Origin of the sequence: Aeromonas rivuli (assembly GCF_020149575.1) — a bacterium.
GTDB lineage: Bacteria > Pseudomonadota > Gammaproteobacteria > Enterobacterales > Aeromonadaceae > Aeromonas > Aeromonas rivuli.
Genome location: NZ_CP079742.1, coordinates 4,172,501 through 4,193,395, shown reverse-complemented (window position 1 = coordinate 4,193,395; position 20,895 = coordinate 4,172,501). Strand labels below are relative to the sequence as shown.

Annotated in this window: 22 protein-coding genes (1 of these 22 running past the window's edge); 16 read left to right on the top strand and 6 right to left on the bottom strand. The window is 58.6% G+C overall.

Annotated elements, in window-relative coordinates; genetic code table 11:
* The first annotated feature begins 25 nt into the window (after positions 1–25).
* The 5 genes from lexA (at position 26) to KYK33_RS19310 (ending at position 5,002) form a co-directional block, all read left to right on the top strand.
* The gene (lexA, locus tag KYK33_RS19330) at positions 26–655 is read left to right on the top strand and encodes a transcriptional repressor LexA (protein ID WP_042042748.1); all 630 of its coding nucleotides are present in this window, start codon (positions 26–28) and stop codon (positions 653–655) included.
* Between the two features lie 170 nt (positions 656–825).
* On the top strand, positions 826–1,965 hold the full coding sequence (coxB, locus tag KYK33_RS19325) for a cytochrome c oxidase subunit II (RefSeq protein WP_224431552.1): 1,140 nt from the start codon (positions 826–828) through the stop codon (positions 1,963–1,965).
* A gap of 11 nt (positions 1,966–1,976) precedes the next feature.
* A complete protein-coding gene (ctaD, locus tag KYK33_RS19320) occupies positions 1,977–3,560 on the top strand; it encodes a cytochrome c oxidase subunit I (protein WP_224431551.1) in 1,584 nt (527 codons plus the stop codon).
* A gap of 1 nt (position 3,561) precedes the next feature.
* Positions 3,562–4,098, top strand: coding sequence for a cytochrome c oxidase assembly protein (locus KYK33_RS19315; protein ID WP_224431550.1), 537 nt, complete (start codon positions 3,562–3,564; stop codon positions 4,096–4,098).
* A 46-nt stretch (positions 4,099–4,144) separates the two neighbouring features.
* A complete protein-coding gene (locus KYK33_RS19310) occupies positions 4,145–5,002 on the top strand; it encodes a cytochrome c oxidase subunit 3 (RefSeq protein ID WP_224431549.1) in 858 nt (285 codons plus the stop codon).
* Between the two features lie 7 nt (positions 5,003–5,009).
* Here the strand turns inward: KYK33_RS19310 and KYK33_RS19305 are convergent, their stop codons facing one another.
* Entirely contained in the window at positions 5,010–5,216 is a 207-nt protein-coding gene (locus KYK33_RS19305) for a DUF2909 family protein (RefSeq protein ID WP_224431548.1), read from the bottom strand.
* A 72-nt stretch (positions 5,217–5,288) separates the two neighbouring features.
* Between KYK33_RS19305 and KYK33_RS19300 the strand changes: the two genes are divergently transcribed.
* The 6 genes from KYK33_RS19300 to dinF are packed head-to-tail and all read left to right on the top strand — an operon-like array spanning position 5,289 to position 10,364.
* Positions 5,289–5,990, top strand: coding sequence for an SURF1 family protein (locus tag KYK33_RS19300; protein WP_224431547.1), 702 nt, complete (start codon positions 5,289–5,291; stop codon positions 5,988–5,990).
* Positions 5,987–6,457: a hypothetical protein gene (locus tag KYK33_RS19295; protein WP_224431546.1), complete on the top strand. Its 471-nt coding sequence runs from the start codon at positions 5,987–5,989 to the stop codon at positions 6,455–6,457. The genes KYK33_RS19300 and KYK33_RS19295 overlap by 4 nt, the downstream gene beginning before the upstream one ends.
* A gap of 40 nt (positions 6,458–6,497) precedes the next feature.
* Positions 6,498–7,484, top strand: a complete 987-nt coding sequence (locus KYK33_RS19290; RefSeq protein WP_224431545.1) for a COX15/CtaA family protein — start codon at positions 6,498–6,500, stop codon at positions 7,482–7,484.
* A 1-nt stretch (position 7,485) separates the two neighbouring features.
* A complete protein-coding gene (gene cyoE, locus KYK33_RS19285; protein ID WP_042042739.1) occupies positions 7,486–8,382 on the top strand; it encodes a heme o synthase in 897 nt (298 codons plus the stop codon).
* The gene (locus KYK33_RS19280; protein ID WP_224431544.1) at positions 8,375–9,001 is read left to right on the top strand and encodes an SCO family protein; all 627 of its coding nucleotides are present in this window, start codon (positions 8,375–8,377) and stop codon (positions 8,999–9,001) included. The genes cyoE and KYK33_RS19280 overlap by 8 nt, the downstream gene beginning before the upstream one ends.
* 4 nt (positions 9,002–9,005) lie before the next feature.
* On the top strand, positions 9,006–10,364 hold the full coding sequence (gene dinF, locus KYK33_RS19275; RefSeq protein WP_224431543.1) for an MATE family efflux transporter DinF: 1,359 nt from the start codon (positions 9,006–9,008) through the stop codon (positions 10,362–10,364).
* A gap of 92 nt (positions 10,365–10,456) precedes the next feature.
* Here dinF and trmL read toward each other — a convergent pair whose 3' ends face one another.
* The 3 genes from trmL to KYK33_RS19260 all read right to left on the bottom strand — a co-directional run bounded on the left by trmL (position 10,457) and on the right by KYK33_RS19260 (position 13,030).
* Positions 10,457–10,921 carry a tRNA (uridine(34)/cytosine(34)/5-carboxymethylaminomethyluridine(34)-2'-O)-methyltransferase TrmL gene (gene trmL, locus KYK33_RS19270; protein ID WP_042042736.1) on the bottom strand — a complete coding sequence of 155 codons (465 nt, stop codon included), beginning with the start codon at positions 10,919–10,921 and terminating at the stop codon, positions 10,457–10,459.
* 67 nt (positions 10,922–10,988) lie between these two features.
* Complete coding sequence (locus KYK33_RS19265; RefSeq protein ID WP_042042735.1) at positions 10,989–12,341, bottom strand: ATP-binding protein; 1,353 nt, start codon at positions 12,339–12,341, stop codon at positions 10,989–10,991.
* Positions 12,338–13,030, bottom strand: coding sequence for a response regulator (locus KYK33_RS19260; protein ID WP_042042734.1), 693 nt, complete (start codon positions 13,028–13,030; stop codon positions 12,338–12,340). The genes KYK33_RS19265 and KYK33_RS19260 overlap by 4 nt, the downstream gene beginning before the upstream one ends.
* Before the next feature lie 87 nt (positions 13,031–13,117).
* On the opposite strand from KYK33_RS19260, the gene fieF reads away from it, so the two are divergent.
* The 4 genes from fieF to KYK33_RS19240 all read left to right on the top strand — a co-directional run bounded on the left by fieF (position 13,118) and on the right by KYK33_RS19240 (position 16,497).
* On the top strand, positions 13,118–14,029 hold the full coding sequence (gene fieF / locus KYK33_RS19255; protein ID WP_042042732.1) for a cation efflux pump FieF: 912 nt from the start codon (positions 13,118–13,120) through the stop codon (positions 14,027–14,029).
* 8 nt (positions 14,030–14,037) lie between these two features.
* Positions 14,038–14,817: a serine O-acetyltransferase gene (gene cysE / locus KYK33_RS19250; protein ID WP_042042730.1), complete on the top strand. Its 780-nt coding sequence runs from the start codon at positions 14,038–14,040 to the stop codon at positions 14,815–14,817.
* A 20-nt stretch (positions 14,818–14,837) separates the two neighbouring features.
* A complete protein-coding gene (locus tag KYK33_RS19245; RefSeq protein WP_224431542.1) occupies positions 14,838–16,118 on the top strand; it encodes a hypothetical protein in 1,281 nt (426 codons plus the stop codon).
* A gap of 169 nt (positions 16,119–16,287) precedes the next feature.
* Positions 16,288–16,497 carry a cell division protein ZapB gene (locus KYK33_RS19240; RefSeq protein WP_042042726.1) on the top strand — a complete coding sequence of 70 codons (210 nt, stop codon included), beginning with the start codon at positions 16,288–16,290 and terminating at the stop codon, positions 16,495–16,497.
* A gap of 126 nt (positions 16,498–16,623) precedes the next feature.
* On the opposite strand, the gene elbB is transcribed toward KYK33_RS19240, so the two are convergent.
* Positions 16,624–17,277 carry an isoprenoid biosynthesis glyoxalase ElbB gene (gene elbB, locus KYK33_RS19235; protein WP_042042725.1) on the bottom strand — a complete coding sequence of 218 codons (654 nt, stop codon included), beginning with the start codon at positions 17,275–17,277 and terminating at the stop codon, positions 16,624–16,626.
* 402 nt (positions 17,278–17,679) lie between these two features.
* Between elbB and polA the strand changes: the two genes are divergently transcribed.
* Positions 17,680–20,430, top strand: a complete 2,751-nt coding sequence (gene polA / locus KYK33_RS19230; RefSeq protein WP_224431541.1) for a DNA polymerase I — start codon at positions 17,680–17,682, stop codon at positions 20,428–20,430.
* A 90-nt stretch (positions 20,431–20,520) separates the two neighbouring features.
* On the opposite strand, the gene KYK33_RS19225 is transcribed toward polA, so the two are convergent.
* Positions 20,521–20,895 carry the 3' portion of a gamma carbonic anhydrase family protein gene (locus KYK33_RS19225; protein WP_224431540.1) on the bottom strand. Its footprint extends 165 nt past the window's final position, so only the last 375 of its 540 coding nucleotides appear in the window; its start codon lies off the right edge, out of view — the gene reads right to left on this strand; it ends in the stop codon at positions 20,521–20,523.

Sequence of the window (20,895 nt, the reverse complement as noted above, 5' to 3'; positions counted from 1 at the left end):
GTATAAAAAAACAGGTGCCAATCTTATGAAACCCCTTACTCCCCGCCAGGCTCAGGTGCTGGATCTCATCAAGGCCAACATGAGCGAGACCGGTATGCCGCCGACGCGCGCCGAGATCGCCCAGAAACTCGGCTTCAAGTCGGCCAATGCTGCTGAAGAACATCTAAAAGCCCTGGCCAAGAAAGGGGCCATAGAGATACTACCAGGCACTTCCCGTGGCATTCGGCTCTTGCTCGACGATGTCGAGGCGGCAGCGAACGAAGATCAGGGTTTACCGCTCATCGGCAAGGTCGCGGCCGGCGAGCCCATCCTGGCCCAGGAACATATCGAGAGCCACTATAAAGTCGATCCCGCTCTGTTTCACCCGAGAGCCGACTTCCTGCTGCGCGTGCAGGGCATGAGTATGAAGAACATCGGTATCATGGATGGTGATCTGCTCGCGGTACACAAGACCCAAGAGGTTCGCAACGGTCAAGTCGTGGTGGCGCGCCTCGATGAGGATGTGACCGTCAAACGCTTCCAGCGTAAAGGTAGCCAAGTGTGGCTGCTACCCGAAAACGAAGAGTTACAACCCATCGCCGTCGATCTGGCGAGTCAGCATCTCACCATCGAGGGGTTGGCGGTTGGCGTGATCCGCAACGCTGACTGGATGTAACCCCGGGCCCCGTTGAGGGGCCTTGTTATTCCCGCCTGTTTTTTCAAATTCTTTTTTAACACTTTTTTCACACATTCTCATTTGCTGCTTTACTTAACCTGTCGATTGGCACCAAAGACCAATCTCAGGGAAGAAATGCCCGACAGGGCAGCGCTAAAAATGGGGGCAGAGTGAAAAGAGTCCTGATTACTCTCTCAATATTCCTGTGTGCCTGGAGCGGTGTTGCGCTCGGCAATGGTATGCGCTTCAACATGACGGAGGGTGTCAGCGCGGTCAGTCGTAACGTTTATGACTTGCACATGACCATTCTCATCATCTGCGCCTTGATAGGTCTGGTGGTGTTCGGGGTCATGTTCTGGGCCATCTGGCACCATCGGCAGGATAAGGGAGCGAAAGCCGCCCATTTCCACGAGAGTACCAGAGTCGAGATCCTCTGGACCCTGATCCCTTTCCTCATCCTCATTGGCATGGCCATTCCGGCCACTCGTACCCTGATCGCCATGGAAGATACAACCGATGCCGACCTGACTGTGCAGATAACGGGGTCGCAGTGGAAGTGGCATTACCGCTACTTCGATGATGGCGTCGAATACTACAGCCTGCTGGCGACGCCTCAGGCGCAGATCGATAACAAGCGCAACAAAGGAGAGAACTACCTGCTTGAGGTGGATCGCCCCTTGGTGCTGCCCACTGGCAAGAAGGTACGTTTTCTCATCACCTCCCAAGATGTGATCCACTCCTGGTGGGTGCCCGCTTTCGCGGTGAAGAAGGATGCCAACCCAGGCTTCATCAACGAGGCATGGACCCGTATCGATCAACCCGGTATCTATCGCGGCCAATGTGCCGAGTTGTGCGGCAAGGGGCATGGTTTCATGCCCATAGTGGTTATCGCCAAGCCTGAGGACGAGTTTAATCAGTGGTTGAGCAAGACCCGAACCGAGCAGCTGGCGGCCAAGGAGCAGGAGCAGAAACTGCTGGCCATGACCATGAGTCGGGACGAATTGATGAAACTTGGCGAGAAGATCTATCTGGGCCACTGCGCCGCCTGCCATATGGCGAATGGAGCAGGGGTGCCTGGTGCTTTCCCCGCTCTCAAAGGCAGCCCCATTGCGATGGGCCCCAAGGCGGATCACCTGGAGCGGGTGTTGCACGGCAAACCAGGGACGGCCATGCAGGCCTTCGCCAATCAGCTAAGCCTGCAGGAGCTGTCAGCCGTGATCACCTATGAGCGCAATGCCTGGGGTAATAACAAGGGCGATGAAGTGCAGGCCAAGGATGTAGATGCCTTCCTCAAGGGAAAAACCAGGTAGGAGAGAGCAAGATGAGTGTCGTCACGGATGTCGATCATCAGGCAGAACATGGCCATAAGCCCAGAGGCTTGCTGCGTTGGTTGCTGACCACCAACCACAAGGACATTGGAACCCTCTATCTCTGGTTTAGTTTCGCCATGTTTTTGACCGGGGGAGCCATGGCCATGGTGATCCGGGCCGAGCTGTTCCAGCCGGGATTGCAACTGGTTGAGCCCGCCTTTTTCAACCAGATGACCACGGTTCACGGTCTGGTGATGGTATTTGGCGCCGTCATGCCCGCGTTCACCGGATTGGCCAACTGGATGATCCCCATGATGATTGGGGCACCAGACATGGCATTGCCGCGCATGAACAACTGGAGCTTCTGGATACTGCCATTCGCTTTCCTGATCCTGCTGGGGTCACTGTTCACCGAGGGTGGGGGCCCCAATTTCGGTTGGACCTTCTATGCGCCGCTCTCTACCCACTACTCCCCTGACAGCACGGCACTGTTTGTCTTTTCCATCCATATCATGGGGATCAGCTCCATCATGGGGGCCATTAACGTCATAGTGACCATCTGTAACCTGAGGGCGCCAGGCATGACCTGGATGAAACTGCCTCTGTTCGTCTGGACCTGGCTAGTGACTGCCTTCTTACTGATCGCCGTCATGCCCGTGCTGGCCGGCGTGGTGACCATGGTGTTGACCGACAAATATTTCGGTACCAGCTTTTTTGATGCAGCCGGAGGTGGGGATCCCGTCATGTTCCAGCATATCTTCTGGTTCTTCGGTCACCCCGAGGTCTACATCATGATATTGCCGAGTTTTGGCATCATCTCGGCCATAGTCCCCACCTTCTCTCGCAAGCCACTGTTTGGCTATAGCTCCATGGTCTATGCCACCGCCTCGATTGCCGGGCTGAGCTTCCTGGTGTGGGCTCATCATATGTTCACCACCGGCATGCCGGTGTTCGCCGAACTCTTCGTCATGTATTGCACCATGCTCATTTCGGTGCCAACTGGCGTGAAGGTATTCAACTGGGTGGCTACCATGTGGCGCGGGTCGCTCAGCTTTGAGGTGCCCATGCTGTTCGCCATTGCCTTCATAGTGCTGTTTACCATGGGGGGATTCTCCGGGCTGATGCTGGCCATCACACCGGCGGACTTTCAGTATCACGATACCTACTTCGTGGTGGCACATTTTCATTATGTACTGGTGACAGGGGCCATTTTTTCCATCATGGCTGCGGCGTATTACTGGCTCCCTAAATGGACAGGGCACATGTATGACGAACGGCTCGGCCAGTGGCATTTCTGGTGTTCCGTCATCTCGGTCAATGTCTTGTTCTTCCCGATGCATTTCCTCGGTCTGGCAGGCATGCCACGGCGGATCCCTGATTATTCAATCCAGTTTGCCGATGTGAACAGCATCGTCAGCCTGGGGGGATTCGCATTCGGTCTGTCCCAATTCATCTTTCTCTACGTGGTGATCAAATGCATCCGAGGTGGCGCCGCCGCACCAGCCAAACCCTGGGATGGTGCCCAGGGCCTGGAGTGGGAAGTGCCATCGCCAGCGCCATACCACACCTTCACAACTCCTCCCGAGGTGAAGTGACATGCATGCAAAGCTCACCCTCAAACTGGTGCTGATCACGCTACTGATGTTCGGGTTTGGTTATGCGCTTGTGCCTTTGTATGACGTTCTGTGCCAGATCACGGGGATAAACGGCAAGACGGAGCCGGTGGCGGCTGCGGCAGCCAGCGGAGAGGTTGACCGATCCCGCACAGTGACATTGGAACTGGTTGCCTATCCCTTCCCGGGCTTCGAGGGCAAATTTGCCCCGATCGTACAACGGATAGAAGTGCATCCTGGCGAGCTGAGCAGCACCCATTTCATGGTCGAGAATCTGGCGGATAGTGCCAGGGTCTTGCAAGCCGTACCCTCAGTGACCCCCGGGCTGGGGGCCCGTTATCTGCACAAGACAGAGTGCTTCTGTTTTCAGCAGCAGCACTTGGCCATCGGAGAGAGAGCGGAGCTGCCGCTGCGTTTCTATATCGATCAGGCCCTGCCAGTCGAGATGCATACCCTGACACTCTCCTACACCCTGTATGACGTGACCAAGGCGATGGGGCAGGGTGGTCAGAATGGCTGAAGAGATCCCACATGACGAGGCCTCGAGCCCCGTATCGGAGGCGAGTATGGCGAATAGCTACTATGTCCCGGCGCAGAGTCCCTGGCCCATCATGGGGGCTGTGGGTCTGTTCCTGATGGCATCCGGAGCCGGTACCCTGATAAGTCATGGCAGCCCGGGAGGATGGCTGTTATTGGCGGGCATCTTGACCATCATAGTCATGCTGTTTGGCTGGTTTGGTCACGTCATCAATGAGTCCATGAGCGGGCTCTACAGCGAGCAGATGGACAGATCTTTTCGTCAGGGAATGAGCTGGTTCATCTTCTCCGAGGTGATGTTCTTCGGCGCTTTCTTCGGTGCGCTGTTCTATGCAAGGGTGCTATCTGTTCCCTGGCTGGGTGGGGAACATTTTCATCACCTCAGTACTCACGAAGTGCTCTGGCCTGATTTCAAGGCCATCTGGCCATTGGTGACCACTCCCGGCGGCACCCGTACTGAAGCCATGCCCTGGCAGGGATTGCCACTGGCCAACACGCTGTTACTGCTCAGCTCCTCGGTGACCTTGCAGTTTGCCCACCAGGCCCTGGAACAGGGACATAGGAATAGGGTCAAGGTATTGCTCGGCAGCACTGTCCTGCTCGGTCTTCTTTTCCTTTCATTGCAGGTTTTCGAGTACTACCACGCCTATACAGAGATGGGGCTGACCCTCAAATCCGGCATCTATGGCAATACTTTCTTCATGCTGACCGGCTTCCACGGCATGCACGTATTCCTCGGCTCCCTCATGCTCTTCATCATGTGGCTCAGGGTGATGAAGGGACATTTCAATGCTCATCAACACTTTGCCTTTCTGGCAAGCGCCTGGTACTGGCATTTTGTTGATGTGGTCTGGCTCTGCCTGTTTGTTTTCGTCTATATCCTTTAGAGAGCGCTCATAAAGGCGAAGGGTTGAGGGTCAACATGCCGCTCAGCATGGCCAGCAGTAACAGGGCGACGAGTAGCACGGAGAAGAGCACTCTGCGTCCCAGGTAGTGGCTTGCCGGCAGGTGAGTCTGGCCCTTGACCAGTTGGAACAGGGCCCTGAACAGGGAAATCAGTACCATGGCGAGCAGTGATAACAGGAGCAATTTGATGATCATGGTCGTTACTCTCCGGGCGATGACGTGATTATAGGTGGCTTTGCAGGGGCAAAAGGAAGAGTTGGTCTGCTAGTGCTGGCCTTTGCCATGGCGTTGCTCATGGTCTGGCTAGGCAGTTGGCAGCTGACTCGTGCAGCGCAAAAGCGCCAGTTGCTTGACCAGATGCATCAGCGTGGCCAAGTCGAACTGAGTCTGCAGGACCTGTTGGTCAAGGAGGACAGGTATGGCTATCAACTCTCAATGGAAGGGGGATTTGCCCCAGGGATCACCCTCTTCCTCGATAACCAGGTTTATCAAGGGCGGCCGGGTTACCAGGTTTTACGCCCTATGGTTACGGCACAGGGGTTATTGCTGGTCGATCTGGGTTGGCTGCCCCAAGGACAAGATCGTCAGGTTATACCAGCTGTTTCACAACCGGCAGGAGAGTACCGAGTTCGAGGACGGGTGGCTCGCCCCTATCGTCCCCCTCTGCACCTCGGCGACGCGGAGGAAGAGTGGCCACATCGGCTCCAGGCGATAGATGTTCCCTGGCTGGCTAAGCAGTGGCATCAGCCGGTATTGCCCTTCGTACTGGTGCTAGAGGAAGGAGGGGCCTGGCCTGAGTTGGTACATCGCCAGCCTGAGATGCCGATGGCACCATCCCGGCATATAGGCTATGCCGTGCAGTGGTTTGTCATGACGTTGACCCTGATTGGCCTGACTGTTTGGTGGTGGCGCAAGACAACCCACGAGGTTGAGGCTGAACATGCGCGCAGAGATAAGGAGGCGAAATGAAGGCGACACCACTATTGGCCATGGTGCTGGTGTTTTTGGCGTCTCCTGCCATTGCCTGGCTGGTGCTTAGCCAGCATTGGTTTCAGGGGGGGGCAACCGCCCAGGGAGAATGGGTGCAGGGCCAGGTGCCCCAACAGGGCCGCTGGCATCTGCTGTTGCCAACCGATACCGTTTGCGATGCCCGCTGCTCGGCGGGCGTCTATCTGTTGCACCAGAGCTGGTTAGCACTGGGCCAGGAGCGGGACCGGGTGGTTCCCATGCGCCTGGGCAGCGAGAGTTTGGATCCACTGATCAAGACTGCGGTGAATCAGACCGGGCTGGCGGAGGGTTACATCTATATCGCCGACCCCAGAGGACAGTTGGTCTTGCGTTATCCCATTGCCCTTACCGCAGGAAATGAACTGTCGGCCGGGGAGGCTCTGTTGGCAGACCTTCGCAAGTTATTGAAATTATCACGAATCGGATAAAAACAATAAACCATCTGGCCTCATGGGCCTTGGGGGTGATATGCGCTGGATCAGTCTGTGTGCCTTGTTGCTCACGGCCGTGGTAGTCGTACTTGGGGCCTATACCCGGCTGACGGAGGCGGGCCTCGGCTGTCCGGACTGGCCAGGATGCTATGGTTTTCACATGGTTCCCAGTCAGAGCCATGAGCTGACATTGGCCGAGCATCGTTTCCCTGATACCCCATTGCAGCCGCACCTCGCCTGGAATGAGATGCTCCATCGATATTGTGCCGGGGTGCTTGGTCTCGTCATCCTTGCCATGACACTGGTTTCCCTCCTCCGGCGACAGGGCCGACTGCTCGCCTGCCTGACGTTTGGATTGGTACTGGGCCAGGCCTCACTGGGTATGCTGACGGTGACCATGAATCTCTTCCCCTTGGTGGTGATGGGCCATCTATTGGGGGGGATGACCATATTGGCGCTACTCTGGCTGGCTAACTTGAAGCATTGGTCGGCGGGCACCGAGTCAACGCCCTCGACGCCCTATCCCCCCCGCACTCTCTGGCTGACCCGCATCGGTTTAGGGGTCTTGGTGCTGCAGATAGCATTGGGCGGCTGGACTTCGGCCAACTATGCGGCGCTCACCTGCCATCAACTGCCCTGGTGTGATGGGCCCTGGTGGCGCTGGCTCGATTTTATCCAGGCCTTCGACCCCATACCGCCGCCTAGCGATAGTTATCAATTCGGCGTATTGCCATATGGTGCTCGCATGACGATACAGCTGACCCATAGAAGTTGGGCCGTCGTCACAGGGCTTACCCTGCTGCTGCTGGCTTGGCGACTAGGTCGAGAGGGCCGGTTGGGTTTGGGATTGGTGCTGGCGAGCCTGGTATTGCTGCAAATAGTCTTGGGGGTGAGCAACATAGGTTTGTTGCTGCCGCTTCCGGTGGCACTGGCCCATCATGGGGTTGCTGCCTTGCTGCTACTCACCATGGTGACCATCTGGTTTGCGCTCGGTCGCCAGTCAGGCCGGATAAGGGAGATATGACATGATTCGAACCCATGGGTTGTACGCCACGGCCTGGTCGCGTTGGCAAGATTATCTGATGCTTACCAAACCCAAGGTGGTTGCTCTCCTGTTACTGACCGCGCTGGTGGGTATGTACCTCACCGGACAGGTGCCTAGTCTCGGTCGGGTGTTTTTGACGCTGACCGGGATTGGCCTGGCGGCGGGAGGGGCGGCCGCCATCAATCATGTACTGGACAGGCACATAGACTTGCGCATGGCGCGTACCCATCACAGACCGGTTGCGCGGGGCCGGATAGAGACGCAGCAGGCAATGGCCTTCGCTCTCTTGTTGTGTGTTGGCGGTATAGGCACTCTTTGGCTGGGGGTTAACGGGCTTACCGCTTGGCTGACTGCCTGCTCCTTGATCGGGTATGCCGTCGTCTACACCGTCTGGCTCAAGCGAGCGACACCGCAGAACATAGTGATCGGCGGCTTGGCGGGCGCCATGCCCCCTCTGCTTGGCTGGACGGCGGTAACGGGCTCCCTGGATCCCCACGCCCTGCTGCTGGTGGCAATCATCTTTACCTGGACCCCCCCCCATTTCTGGGCCTTGGCCATTCACAGGCGCGATGACTATGCGCGGGCGAATGTCCCCATGTTGCCGGTGACCCATGGCATCGAATTTACCAAGACCTGTGTGTTGCTCTATACCCTGTTGCTGACCCTGATCTGCCTGTTGCCCTGGGTGGTTGGCATGGCTGGGTGGGGTTATCTGCTCGGAAGCGTCTGCCTCAACCTGAGGTTCATTCAGTGGGCCTGGCGCCTCAAGTTCTCGCCGGATGCACAGACTGCGATACACTGCTTCAAATTTTCCATCACACACCTGATGGTACTCTTCATTGTCTTGTTGGCGGATCATTGGATTGATTATGGTTAAGTGGCGCTTTTCCCTGTTGTTGCTGGTATTTGTTGCGGGTGTTTCTACCGCCTGGTTTATCCATAAACCCAAAGAGCCTGAGGAGGCGACCTATTATCCGGTCGGACGCGATCTCGGCGCCTTCTCCCTGACCGATGCTGATGGTCAACCCTTCACACCCGCCAGTTTGCAGGGGCATTGGAGTTTCCTGTTTGTTGGCTATACCTTCTGCCCCGATGTCTGCCCCACCACGCTAGCTGATCTGAGGTCCATCTATCCCGATTTGAAGGCGCTGGATGCCCGTAGCCAAGTGGTATTCATCTCGGCGGACCCCCAGCGGGATACCGCAGAGCGTCTGAAGAGCTATGTCGCTTTCTTCCAGCCTGAATTCAAGGCGGCGACTGCCTCTCACGCGGACCTGTTCCCCTTCGTACGCAACCTCGGCCTCATCTACTCCATCGCCGATCAGGGCGAAAAGGACTACCTGATCGATCACTCAGCCTCCATAGTGCTGGTCAATCCGCAGGGGCAGTTGCAGGCCATCTTCCGGCCCGACTCGGCCCCGGGTCAGGTGCCTCATGTGGTGATGAAAACGCTGGTATCGGATTTTTCCCGCATTCTGACCCTGTCCGGCAGCTGAGTTCATGTCTCTTTTGCCAGCCTGGTTACGGGACCCCGCCCGCCATGGCGCCGTGTTCGCCCTGGCGCTACCCATGGTGTTTTCCAACATCACTACCCCGCTGCTCGGCCTGGTGGATACCTGGGTCATCGGTCATCTGAGCCAGGCCTGGTTTCTCGGAGGCGTCTCGGTCGGCGCGACCCTGATCAACCTGATCTTCTGGCTGCTCGGCTTCCTGCGCATGTCGACCACAGGGTTGACGGCGCAAGCCCATGGCGCGGCCAGCGGCCGGGATCTGCTCGATACCCTGGCCCGTGCCATGGGGTTGGCTCTGGTCATGGGAGTGTTGGTCATGGCGCTGGTGTTGCCGCTGCTGCCACATATCATCGGCTTGAGCGGGGGCTCGGCCGAAGTGCAACACTATGCGGGTCAGTATGTGGCCGTGCGCATCTGGAGTGCGCCTGCGGCGCTGTGCAACCTGGTGATCATGGGCTGGCTGTTGGGATTGCAGGATGCGCGCAGCCCAATGGCACTGTTGATCCTGAGCAATCTCATCAACATGGTGCTGGATGCGCTATTCGTGCTGGGGCTGGGTTGGGAAGTCAAGGGGGTGGCGGCAGCCTCCCTCATCGCCGATTACTGTGCACTCGGGGTGGGCATCTGGCTGGTGAGTCGCCGCCTGCGATCCCTTGCGCCAGATGTATGGCAAGGTGCCTTGAGCCGTTGGCGGCAGTGGCCAGCCTTGTTGCGCTTGTTGGGACTGAATCGGGATATTTTCATCCGTTCTCTCTGCCTGCAACTCTGTTTCGCCTTCATGACGCTGCAAGGGGCCCGGCTCGGTGATGTGACGGTGGCGGCCAATGCCGTCCTGCTCAACCTGTTGATGTTGATCTCTTACGGGCTGGATGGTTTTGCCTATGGCGCCGAGGCCATGGTGGGGCGTGCCATCGGTCGTCGTGACAGGCAGGGGCTGCGGGAGGTGATAGTGCTCAATCTGGGGTGGGCCCTGCTGGTAGCCGCGGGCTTCACCCTGATATTTGGCTTGGCGGGCCAGGCCCTGATCGCCAGTATCACCTCTCTGCCAGAGGTGATACTGGAGGCGCAGCGCAACTTGCCCTGGCTGGTAGTCATGCCGCTGCTGGCGGTCTGGTGCTTCCTGTTCGATGGGATCTTCATCGGTGCAACCCGGGCCAGAGAGATGCGTAACAGCATGTTGGTCGCCGTATTTGCTGGCTTCTTCCCGGTCTGGTGGCTATGTCAGCCGCTGGGCAGCAGTGCGCTCTGGGCGGCGATGGCGGCGCTCATGGTCGGCCGTGGCTTAAGTCTTGGCCTGCTCTGCTGGCGCATGGAGCTCGATGGTCGACTGCTTGCCTCCCGCGGCTAAGTGGCCGCACAGTTGCCCCGTTCCGCCAGAATGAGAGAGCCCCTGCCAGCAAAGGGGCTCTTCTTGTTTAGGGCATACCCTTTCCGGGTCGATTACTGGGCGCCTTGGTAGCCCAGTTGACGCCAGCTCTCGTAGACAAACACGGACACCGCATTGGCGAGATTCATGCTGCGACTCTGGGGCACCATGGGGATGCGCAACCGCTGCTCGGGGGGAAGACTCTCGATGATCTCCATGGGCAGGCCACGGCTCTCCGGGCCAAATAGCAGGGCATCACCGAGGGCGAAGTGGACGGCCGAGTGCGCTCGGCTGCCCTTGGTGGTACAGGCAAACACGCGGACAGGGGCTATCCCGGTCATGAAAGCCTCGAAGCTGGGCCAACGCTTCACCTCGGCAAACTCGTGGTAGTCCAGTCCGGCGCGCTTTACCCGTTTGTCGTCCCACTCAAAACCCAGGGGTTCTATCAGATGCAGCCGATAGCCGGTATTGGCACAGAGTCGGATGATATTGCCGGTATTGGGGGGAATTTCCGGTTGGTAGAGCACTATGTCGAGCATGACAACATCCTGATAGGGGCCTGAAGGGGCGCCAGCATACCCAGCACCCGCGGCAATGAAAAGAGACTCAGGCCAACGGCAAGGTGATGGTGATGAGCAGGCCATGGGGCTCGTTATGGCCGGCCGTGATGGTGCCACCGTGGCGGCGCACCGCCTCGGCGGCGATGGCGAGTCCCAATCCTGTGCCCCCGGTCTGACTGTTGCGAGCATCATCGACCCGGTAGAAGGGCTGGAACAGCAGTGCCAGCTGATCGGCGGGTACCCCGGCGCCATCATCGCGTATGGTCATGATCCAGTGCTGATCCGTGCTGGTCCAGTCAACTTCGATCAAGCCAGTGGCGTATTTGAGAGCGTTGCGCAGCGGGTTTTCCAGGGCGCGAGCCAGCAGCTCCGGCCACATCCGCAGGGCAATATCGGGCAAGGGGGGCACTCTGAGCTGTTTGCCGCTCTGGTGAGCCTCGAACAGCGCGTCATCCAGTATGGGATCGAGCAGGTCGGCGAGCTGATGGTGGCCCGGCGCTTCCACGTGTTGCTGGGCACGAGAGAGATCGAGCAGGTCGCCGATCAGCTTGTCGAGCCGACCAATCTCAGACTCGATCCTTGCCAGCTCGTTGCTGTCACCCTGCTTGCGGCGGATCAGGGCTTGGGCGAGCTGGATGCGGGTGAGCGGGCTGCGCAGCTCGTGGGAGATATCGGAGAGCAGTTGCTTCTGCTTCTGGATCATCAGCTTGAGCGTCTCCACCATGTGGCTGACGTTATCGGCCAACTGGCCTATCTCATCCCGTCTCTCGAGATTGGGGATGCGCGTTTCCAGCTCACCGGCCGCAATTTGGGAGACAGACTGCTGCAATTGCTGGATGGGGCGGGTCAGCCGCATGGCGAGCAGCAGGCAGAGCGGCGTGCTGATCAACATGGCGACCAGCAGGATCAGCACGGGGTGATCCAGGATCTGGATCACCAGAAACAGATAAGGGTTATCGACATTGAGCCCGAAGTAGACATGGTAGCTGTGGCCATTGTGCTCGAGCAGGAAGGGGCCGGCGATGGCGTCATCATGGTCCCGGCCCATCATGGGGCTGGTCAGCTGGTCCACCTCCAACATGAAGCGCATCACGAACTTGTCCGGCGGCGTGGTGGACTGCACCTGGCCATCCTGGTCCCGCACATAGATGCTGCCCACCTGCATCAAACCGGCAATCTGCAGTGCCTGCTGCAAGTCGAACGCCTGGTCGGGGGGGGTCCCCTGCAGCAGGGCACTGACGTGCTGCTTCATGTAGAGCTGCTCTTTGGGGGGCAGGGGGATGGTGTTGCGGGGATCCAGGGATGGCAGGCTGATCACGACTGCCAGGATCAGCAGCAACATGCTCCAGAACCAGAGAAAGATCTGGCTGGAGAGGCCGTGGATGTTGTGGGGTTTCATGTTGCTTCCAGCCAGAGATAGCCGCGGCCCCGCACTGTCTTGAAGCGGGGCTGGCCATCGGGCCGCTCCGGCAGCTTCTTGCGCAGGTTGCTCAGATGCATGTCGATGGCGCGATCAAAGGGTTCGAGTTTCTTGCCAAGTACTTGCTCGGACAGCAGTTTCTTGCTGATTATCTGGCCAGGACTGCGCAGCAGGCATTCGAGCAAGCCAAATTCGGTTGCGGTCAGATCCAGCTCTCTTCCGGCACAGCGAGCTTGCTGCAAGCCGGGTTGTAGCTGAATGTCCATAAACGACACTTCATCGGCACCCAGCTTTTGCGTGCCGGAGTGCTGAGTACGGCGCAGTATGGCGCGAATGCGGGCGAGCAATTCGCGGTCGTCGAACGGCTTGGCCAGGTAGTCATCGGCGCCCGCTTCAAGGCCATTGACTCTGTCCTGACTGTCTCCCCGGGCGGTCAGCATCAACACAGGGGTGTCGAGGTGCTCGCGCAGGCGGGCCAGCATGGCGAACCCGTTGAGTCTGGGCATCATGACATCCAGCAATATCAGGTCGAACGCCTGCTCTGCCAGGCGTTGCAGCCCCTGTTCACCGTCGTCGGCCACGGTGACCTGAAAGCCTTCCAGGGTCAGGATCTCGTGCAGTAGTTGGGTGAGGTCCAGGTCGTCATCGACCAGCAGGATTCTGTTCATCTGTCGCCAGTTCCGATCATTTTTCGCGCCAAAGAGAAGGCAGGGTCAGGGTATAATAGTTTTTTAACCGCAAGAGGAAAGCCGGTTGTGAGCCATCAACAATATTCCCGCTGGGTCACCCTGGCCAGCGTGGCTGCCGTCGGCACCGCGAGCCTGCTTATCACCGCCAAGCTGATTGCCTGGTTGATGACCGACTCCTCCAGCCTGCTGGCCTCACTGACCGACTCTTTTATGGACGTCAGTGCCTCCCTCATCAACTTGTTTGCCATCCGCTATGCCCTGGTACCCGCCGATGAAGAGCACAAATTCGGTCACGGCAAGGCAGAGTCTCTGGCCGGGCTGGTCCAGTCAGCCTTCATCTCGGGCTCTGCCCTGCTGCTGGTGATGCACGGCATCTCTTCTCTCCTCAAGCAGGATCCCATAGTGCGGCTAGAGGCGGGGATCTGGGTGAGCGCGGGATCCATAGTGTTGACCCTGGCACTGGTGACTTTCCAGCGATGGGTGGTCGCGCGCACCGGCAGTGTGGCCATCAAGGCGGACATGCTGCACTACCGATCCGATCTGCTGCTCAACGCGGGCGTCCTGCTCGCCCTGGTGTTGGCGGGGCAGGGTTGGTTCTGGGCGGATGGTCTATTTGCCATAGTGATTGGCTTGTTCCTGGTATGGGGTGCCATCCAGATTGGCTATGAATCGGTACAGGCACTGCTGGATCGCCAGTTGCCAGAGGAGGAACAAGCGAGAATAATAACTCTTTGCTGTCAGGTCCCAGGCGTACATGGGGTTCACGACCTGCGTACTCGCCAATCCGGCCCCACCCGGTTTGTACAGTTGCACCTTGAGCTGGATGATCAGCTCCCCCTGGTCAAGGCCCACCAGATCGCCGATGAGGCGGAAATGGCGGTGCGCCAGGGGTTTGAGCGGATGGATGTCATCATACATATGGACCCCATCTCAGTGGTGCTCAAGGAACAGCAAGGCCCTCCAATCGAACAACAGTAGGCAGTAACATGGATGATCTGGTTGCCCACACGTGGCAAAAAATTCAGCAGGAAGCGGGCAGGATGGCGGCGGAAGAGCCCATGCTGGCCAGCTTTTTCCACTCCACCATTCTCAATCATGAGACGCTGCGCTCGGCCTTGAGCTTCCAGTTGGCGAACAAGCTCGACAGCGCCACCATGCCCGCCATCGTCCTGCGCGAAGTGATAGAGCTGGCGCTGCGTAGCGATCCTGGCCTGCTGGCCGTGGTGGCTGCGGATATTTGCGCCGTGCAGGAGCGCGATCCTGCGGTCGAGTTTTTCTCCACGCCACTGCTCTATCTCAAGGGCTTCCATGCCCTGCAGGGCTATCGGGTTGCCAACTGGCTATGGATGCAAGGGCGCAGGCCACTGGCGCTCTATCTGCAAAACCAGATATCCGTGGTGTTCGGGGTGGACGTGCATCCCGCGGCCCGGATCGGCAAGGGCATCATGTTCGACCATGCCACCGGCATTGTGGTCGGCGAGACGGCGGTGATCGAGGATGATGTCTCCATCTTGCAGAGCGTCACCCTGGGCGGGACCGGCAAGGCGGGTGGCGATCGCCATCCCAAGATCCGTGAAGGGGTCATGATAGGGGCGGGCGCCAAGGTGCTCGGCAATATCGAGGTCGGCATGGGCGCCAAGATAGGGGCGGGCAGCGTGGTGATCAACCCGGTGCCCCCTCATACGACCGTCGCCGGCGTGCCCGCCAAGATAGTGGGCCATCCCGACTGTGACAAACCCTCGCTGGACATGGACCAGTGTCTCTGAACTCTCATTAAGGCGGGCTCATGGCCAAGTTGTGGTCGGGATACCTGATCCTGGCAATGTGGCTGCTTAACCTGCTGCATCTTTACGGGGGTGTCTCGCCCTGGCCAGCGGCGCTGGCGGCCTGGCTCGCCTCATTGCTGACTTGGCCCAGGCTGGCGGGGGCGGCAAAACGGCAAGCCCTGGCACTCTATGGCGCCGCATTGTTGCTACTGCTGTTCTCCCTCTGGCGCGGCGCCAGTCTCTCCCTCGGGGACTGGCTGCTACCCAACATCAATATGCTGACCATGTTTGCCGCCGTGAGTACCCTCAACCTGGCCAGTGCCGGCCTGCAGGGCGGCACTAACGCATGGTCGGGGCGCAAAGGACTGTGGAGCACGATGGCGAGCCTGAATTTGCTCGGCGCCGTCATCAACCTGTCTGTGCTCTTCATCATCGGTGATCGCCTGGAGCGTAATAACAGCCTGGAGCGGCGTCAGGTGATGGTGCTCAGCCGTATTTTCTGCGCCGCCGCCTTCTGGTCACCCTTCTTCGTGGCCATGGCCGTTGCCCTGACCTATGCCCCAGGGATGCATCTCGCAAGCATCATGCCGTTCGGTATCGTCGGTGCCTTGCTGGCCATGGGGATCACCGCCTGGCAGGTGGAGAGGCTGGGAGCCATAGCGGAATTTCAAGGCTACCCGCTGCGCTTGCAGACCCTGCTTCTGCCGGTGGCCCTGGCCGTGGTGGTGGTAGTGGTCAAGCAGCTCTGGCCTGCACTCAGCATTCTGGCGGTGATCGCCCTGGTGGCACCCGCCCTTGCCCTGGTATTCATGCCGTCTCAGGGGCGTGCCATGGCGCTCAAGCGCCAGGTGGTGGAGCGCTTCCCCGCCATTGGTGGCCAGCTGGTGTTGTTCCTCGGAGCGGGTCTGCTGGCGGCCAGCATCAACAGCACTCTCTCCACCTTTGCCTTCGGCGATCACGGTCTGCCGTTGTTCAATCACTTCGGCTGGCTCGAAGCCTGTTTGACCCTGTTGTTCATGCTGGTGGTCGCCATCTTCGGGGTGCATCCGTTGATCAGCATCTCGGGTCTGGCTCCCCTGATCTGGCCCCTGAACCCGGATCCCAGCCTGCTCGGCATGTGCTTCCTGCTTGGCTGGGGACTGGCGACGGGGACCAGCCCGCTGTCCGGGTCCAACTTGGCGCTGGCCGCTCGCTACAACCTGAGTGCTGCCTTGCTGCTGCGTTGGAATCTGCTCTACGGAGCCCTCATGTATCTGGTCGCCTGCCTGTTGATTGGGGGTTACCTGGCCTGGTCTGGCTGAGGCAGAGGCTGATGTGAAGGAAATAGACGCAGATTTGAGCTGGGAGGGCGTTGAGACCCCATTTTCCCTCGCTCCGGCTTGTTTGTGCCGAGCGGCTCAGGGTATGCTGGCCTCACGCGCTGGAATCGCCCTCTGTGGGGCATCGCAATTGAACAAATAGGTAGGCATCATGTCATTAGAAGTCCTTGAACAACTCGAATCCAAAGTCCAATCCGCCGTCGACAACATCTCTTTGCTGAAGATGGAACTGGACGATCTGAAGCAGCAGAACAATCAGCTGCAAGATGAGAACCATCAACTGCGCAATGAGCACGTTGCCTGGCAAGAGCGCCTGCGCGCCCTGCTCGGCAAGATCGATCAGATGGACGAAGCCATCTAAACGATACGCCGCTGCACGCTGAAAGGCCGCTCATGGAGCGGCCTTTTCTTTGCTGACATCAGAGTGCCAAGGAGTGTGATACAGCTCGCAGACCCTCAACCAGTCCCTGGCTCTCTGGAATAGCGTTCAACACATAGCGAGCAGCCGCTTGACCGTCTTCTCTATCCCATCGGCGGCGTCGACTATGTTGTTGGCCAGCATGTAAGCCGGGGTCGAGATAACCCGGCGTTCCTCATCGACCACGCATTCGTTGACCGGGCAGTCGAGGTGGCTGGCGCCCATGGTCTCCATGGCGGTGGCAGTATCTGGGTCATTGCCTATGGTGGCCAGGGTGCCAGCGCCATAAACCAGGGGGATCATGGCGGGGGAGATGCAGATATAGGCGGCGGGTTTGCGGGCATTGGCAAAGCTGCGACACGCCTTGAGCACGTCCGGCTGGATCTGGCATTGCGCGCCCTTGACGGCAAAATCACAGAGATTTTTGGCCGCACCAAAGCCTCCTGGCAGCAACAGGGCGTCAAAGTCGGCGCCATCGAGCTCGGCCACATCACGGATCTGGCCGCGGCAGAGGCGGGCCGCCTCGACCAGCACGTTTCTGCTCTCTCCCTCACTGACCGTTCCGGTCAGATGATTGATGACATGCAGCTGGGGTACATCGGGGGCAAAGCACTGATACGTTGCGCCTTGGCGTGCCAGGGCCAGCAGGCTGATCACCGCTTCATGGATTTCACTGCCATCAAACACACCACAGCCACTCAAGATCACGGCCACTTTTTTCATGGGGATACTCCTGGTTGTCGAAAATGTGAGCCAGGATGGAAACTGGCACTTTGGTATGGTTATCGTTCACCCCCGACTGGTCAAGTCACAGTGCTGTGCTAGGATTGTTTCGTTTTGGATCCTGCCTTACCAATCCCCTTAAAATTTTTTCCACATTTGCCTAGATCATCAAAGCTGCAACATCACATCGCTCTAGCCTTGTATGTCTTTGGTTTTAAATGGTTTTTTTGTTTGCCTCTGTGTTTTATCACAGGGTTGGCTGCTGCATTGCTATTTTAGACACAGAGTTATCCACAGATTTTGGTTGGCATTCAGCCAGTAATCGGCTAGACCAGCCCCCTTGGTGCTGCCGTGCCCCTGTGGCATCCTAGCGGCTGTTTATTTCTCTGGCAGGACGACTTCATGGCCCCTAGCAATCCCCTCATTCTGGTCGACGGTTCTTCATACCTGTATCGCGCCTTCTTCGCCTCCCAACAGGCTGACCTTCGTACCTCGACCGGATTGCCAAGTGGCGCCGTGCGGGTGATGGCCAACATGATGCGCAGCCTGCGCAAACAGTACCCCGACAGTCATGTGGCTGTGGTGTTCGATGCCAAGGGCAAGACCTTCCGCGATGACATCTATCCGGACTACAAGGCTCAGCGCCCGCCCATGCCGGATGATCTGCGCAGTCAGGTTGCCCCCATCCACAAGATGATCAAGGCAATGGGTTTCCCCTTTCTGATGATCGAGGGGGTCGAAGCCGACGATGTGATAGGGACCCTGGCTTGCCAGGCGACCGAGAAGCAGTTGCCGGTGCTCATCAGCACTGGTGACAAGGACATGGCGCAGCTGGTCTCTGACCATGTCACTCTGATCGACACCATGAAGGATGTAAAAACCGATAGAGAGGGTGTCATCGAGAAGTTTGGCGTGCCGCCGGAACTCATCATCGACTATCTGGCCCTGATGGGGGACAAGGTCGACAACATCCCCGGCATGACGGGCGTCGGTGAGAAGACGGCGCTGGCCCTGCTGCAAGGGATCGGCAGCATCGACCAGATCGCCGCCAATCTGGACAAGGTAGCCGCCCTGGGTTTTCGTGGCTCCAAAGCATTTGCCGACAAGTTCCGCGAGCAGGAGCCGCAAGTGCGGCTCTCATATGAGCTGGCGACCATCAAGACCGACGTTGAGCTGGAGCAATCCCTTGAGCAGCTGGTGCTGGGCCCTATCGACAAGGAGTCACTGCTGGCCGTCTACCGGGAATATGAGCTGCGCAACCTGGTCAAGGAGCTGGAGGGGAGTGACGATGCCACTGCTAATGAAGACGTACAGGCCGAGTCAGACAAGGCCGCTGTCATCGAGACCGACTATCAGTGTGTCTTGACCGAGGCTGAATTTGACAGCTGGTTGGGCAAGCTGGCCACGGCCGAGCTGTTTGCCTTCGACACCGAGACCACCAGTCTCGATTACATGGAGGCGCGTGTCGTAGGCGTCTCGTTCGCCATCGAGCCAGGCAAAGCCGCTTACGTGCCCTTTGGCCATGATTATCTGGGGGCGCCGGTTCAGCTGACCGAGGCGGTGGTGCTGGGCAAGCTCAAGCCGCTGCTGGAAGATAGCACCCGATTCAAGGTGGGTCAGAATCTCAAATACGACCGTAACGTGCTGCTCAATCATGGCATCGACCTGCAGGGTATCGCCTTCGACACCATGCTCGAATCCTATGTGCTCAACTCCACTGCCAGCCGTCACGACATGGACTCCCTGGCCAAGAAGTATCTGGGGGTGGAGACCATCTCGTTCGAGGCGATCGCCGGCAAGGGCGCCAAGCAGCTCACCTTCAACCAGATTGAGCTGGAGCAAGCCGCTCCCTATGCGGCGGAAGATGCCGACATTACTCTGCGCCTGCATCACGCCCTCTGGGGCCAGCTTGCTCAGGAGCCTTCCCTGGTCAAGGTGTTCCAGGAGATAGAGCTGCCCTTGTTGCCGGTGCTGGCACGCATGGAACTGCTGGGCACCACCATAGATCCCAAGCTGTTGCATCAACAGAGCCAGGAGATAGAGCTGCGTCTCAAAGAGCTGGAGGGTCAGGCTCACGAGCTGGCGGGTCAGGAGTTCAACCTCTCCTCCCCGAAACAGCTTGGCGAGATACTCTTCACCAAGCTGGCACTGCCCATCATCAAGAAGACCCCCAAGGGGGCGCCTTCCACGGCGGAAGAGGTGCTGGCCGAGCTGGCCGAGAACTATGAGTTGCCACGGCTTCTAATGGAACACCGCACGTTAGCCAAGCTCAAGTCGACTTATACCGACAAGCTGCCGCTGATGATCAAGCCCCAGACCGGACGGGTGCACACCTCCTATCATCAGGCGGTGGCGGCGACTGGCCGACTCTCGTCCACCGATCCCAACCTGCAGAATATTCCCATCCGCAACGAACAGGGACGCCGCATTCGTCAGGCCTTCGTGCCCATTTCGGGTTACAAACTGGTGGCGGCGGATTACTCCCAGATTGAGCTGCGTATCATGGCGCACCTCTCCGGAGACAAGGGGCTGTTGACCGCGTTTGCCGAGGGCAAGGATATCCACAAGGCGACCGCCGCCGAGGTATTCGGCGTTGCACTGGATGCGGTGACCACCGACATGCGCCGCAGTGCCAAGGCGATCAACTTCGGTCTTATCTATGGCATGAGTGCCTTTGGCCTTGCCAAGCAGCTGGGGATCGGCCGTGCCGAAGCGCAGAAATACATGGATCTCTATTTCGAACGCTACCCGGGGGTGCTCGACTACATGGAGCGCACTCGCCAGCAGGCCGAGGCGCAGGGCTATGTCGAGACCCTGTTCGGCCGTCGCCTCTATCTGCCGGACATCAAGTCCCGTAACGCGGGGCTGCGCAAAGGTGCCGAGCGCGCGGCTATCAATGCCCCCATGCAGGGGACTGCGGCGGATATCATCAAGCGCGCCATGATCCAGGTCGAGGCATGGCTGAACGGCATTGAGGATGACTCCATCCACATGATGATGCAGGTTCACGATGAACTGGTGTTCGAAGTCCGGGCGGACAAGGTTGAAGAGTATGTGCCCCTCATCAAGGCACTGATGTCGGGGGCGGCCGAATTGCATGTCCCCCTGGTCGTGGAAGCCGGAACGGGTGACAACTGGGATCAGGCCCATTAATAGCAAGGGCGTAGCTCTCCTCCTTATATAGAGGACACATTGTGAATGCAGACCCGGCCCGAGATCACATCAGGGCCGGGTCTTTCATTATCAGGCTTCTTGCAGGTATTCATCCTTGAGCAGGACATAGTTATCGGCCGACGTCTTGAGGAAGGCTATCTCGGCGGGTTTGAGGGGGCGAGCCTGCTTCACCGGATTGCCCATATAAAGGAAGCCCGACTCTAGTCGCTTGCCTGGCGGCACCAGACTGCCAGCACCCACCATCACCTCATCTTCGACCACGACTCCATCGAGCATGATGGCGCCCATGCCGATCAGCACCCGATTACCTATGGTGCAACCATGCAACATGGCCTTGTGACCGACGGTGACATCCTCGCCGATCAGCAGGGGATAACCATCAGGGTTGCTGGCACTCCTGCGGCTGAGGTGCAATATGGTGCCATCTTGAATATTGCTGCGGGC

Bases quoted from the DNA above. Each gene is read 5' to 3' on its own strand.
- cysE (WP_042042730.1), top strand. From the start codon at position 14,038: ATGGATGATCTGGTTGCCCACACGTGGCAAAAAATTCAGCAGGAAGCG.
- KYK33_RS19290 (WP_224431545.1), top strand. From the start codon at position 6,498: ATGCGCTGGATCAGTCTGTGTGCCTTGTTGCTCACGGCCGTGGTAGTC.
- KYK33_RS19280 (WP_224431544.1), top strand. From the start codon at position 8,375: ATGGTTAAGTGGCGCTTTTCCCTGTTGTTGCTGGTATTTGTTGCGGGT.
- ctaD (WP_224431551.1), top strand. From the start codon at position 1,977: ATGAGTGTCGTCACGGATGTCGATCATCAGGCAGAACATGGCCATAAG.
- polA (WP_224431541.1), top strand. From the start codon at position 17,680: ATGGCCCCTAGCAATCCCCTCATTCTGGTCGACGGTTCTTCATACCTG.
- trmL (WP_042042736.1), bottom strand. From the start codon at position 10,921: ATGCTCGACATAGTGCTCTACCAACCGGAAATTCCCCCCAATACCGGC.
- KYK33_RS19295 (WP_224431546.1), top strand. From the start codon at position 5,987: ATGAAGGCGACACCACTATTGGCCATGGTGCTGGTGTTTTTGGCGTCT.
- KYK33_RS19315 (WP_224431550.1), top strand. From the start codon at position 3,562: ATGCATGCAAAGCTCACCCTCAAACTGGTGCTGATCACGCTACTGATG.
- KYK33_RS19240 (WP_042042726.1), top strand. From the start codon at position 16,288: ATGTCATTAGAAGTCCTTGAACAACTCGAATCCAAAGTCCAATCCGCC.
- dinF (WP_224431543.1), top strand. From the start codon at position 9,006: ATGTCTCTTTTGCCAGCCTGGTTACGGGACCCCGCCCGCCATGGCGCC.
- KYK33_RS19260 (WP_042042734.1), bottom strand. From the start codon at position 13,030: ATGAACAGAATCCTGCTGGTCGATGACGACCTGGACCTCACCCAACTA.
- lexA (WP_042042748.1), top strand. From the start codon at position 26: ATGAAACCCCTTACTCCCCGCCAGGCTCAGGTGCTGGATCTCATCAAG.
- cyoE (WP_042042739.1), top strand. From the start codon at position 7,486: ATGATTCGAACCCATGGGTTGTACGCCACGGCCTGGTCGCGTTGGCAA.
- KYK33_RS19310 (WP_224431549.1), top strand. From the start codon at position 4,145: ATGGCGAATAGCTACTATGTCCCGGCGCAGAGTCCCTGGCCCATCATG.
- elbB (WP_042042725.1), bottom strand. From the start codon at position 17,277: ATGAAAAAAGTGGCCGTGATCTTGAGTGGCTGTGGTGTGTTTGATGGC.
- KYK33_RS19265 (WP_042042735.1), bottom strand. From the start codon at position 12,341: ATGAAACCCCACAACATCCACGGCCTCTCCAGCCAGATCTTTCTCTGG.
- KYK33_RS19305 (WP_224431548.1), bottom strand. From the start codon at position 5,216: ATGATCATCAAATTGCTCCTGTTATCACTGCTCGCCATGGTACTGATT.
- KYK33_RS19245 (WP_224431542.1), top strand. From the start codon at position 14,838: ATGGCCAAGTTGTGGTCGGGATACCTGATCCTGGCAATGTGGCTGCTT.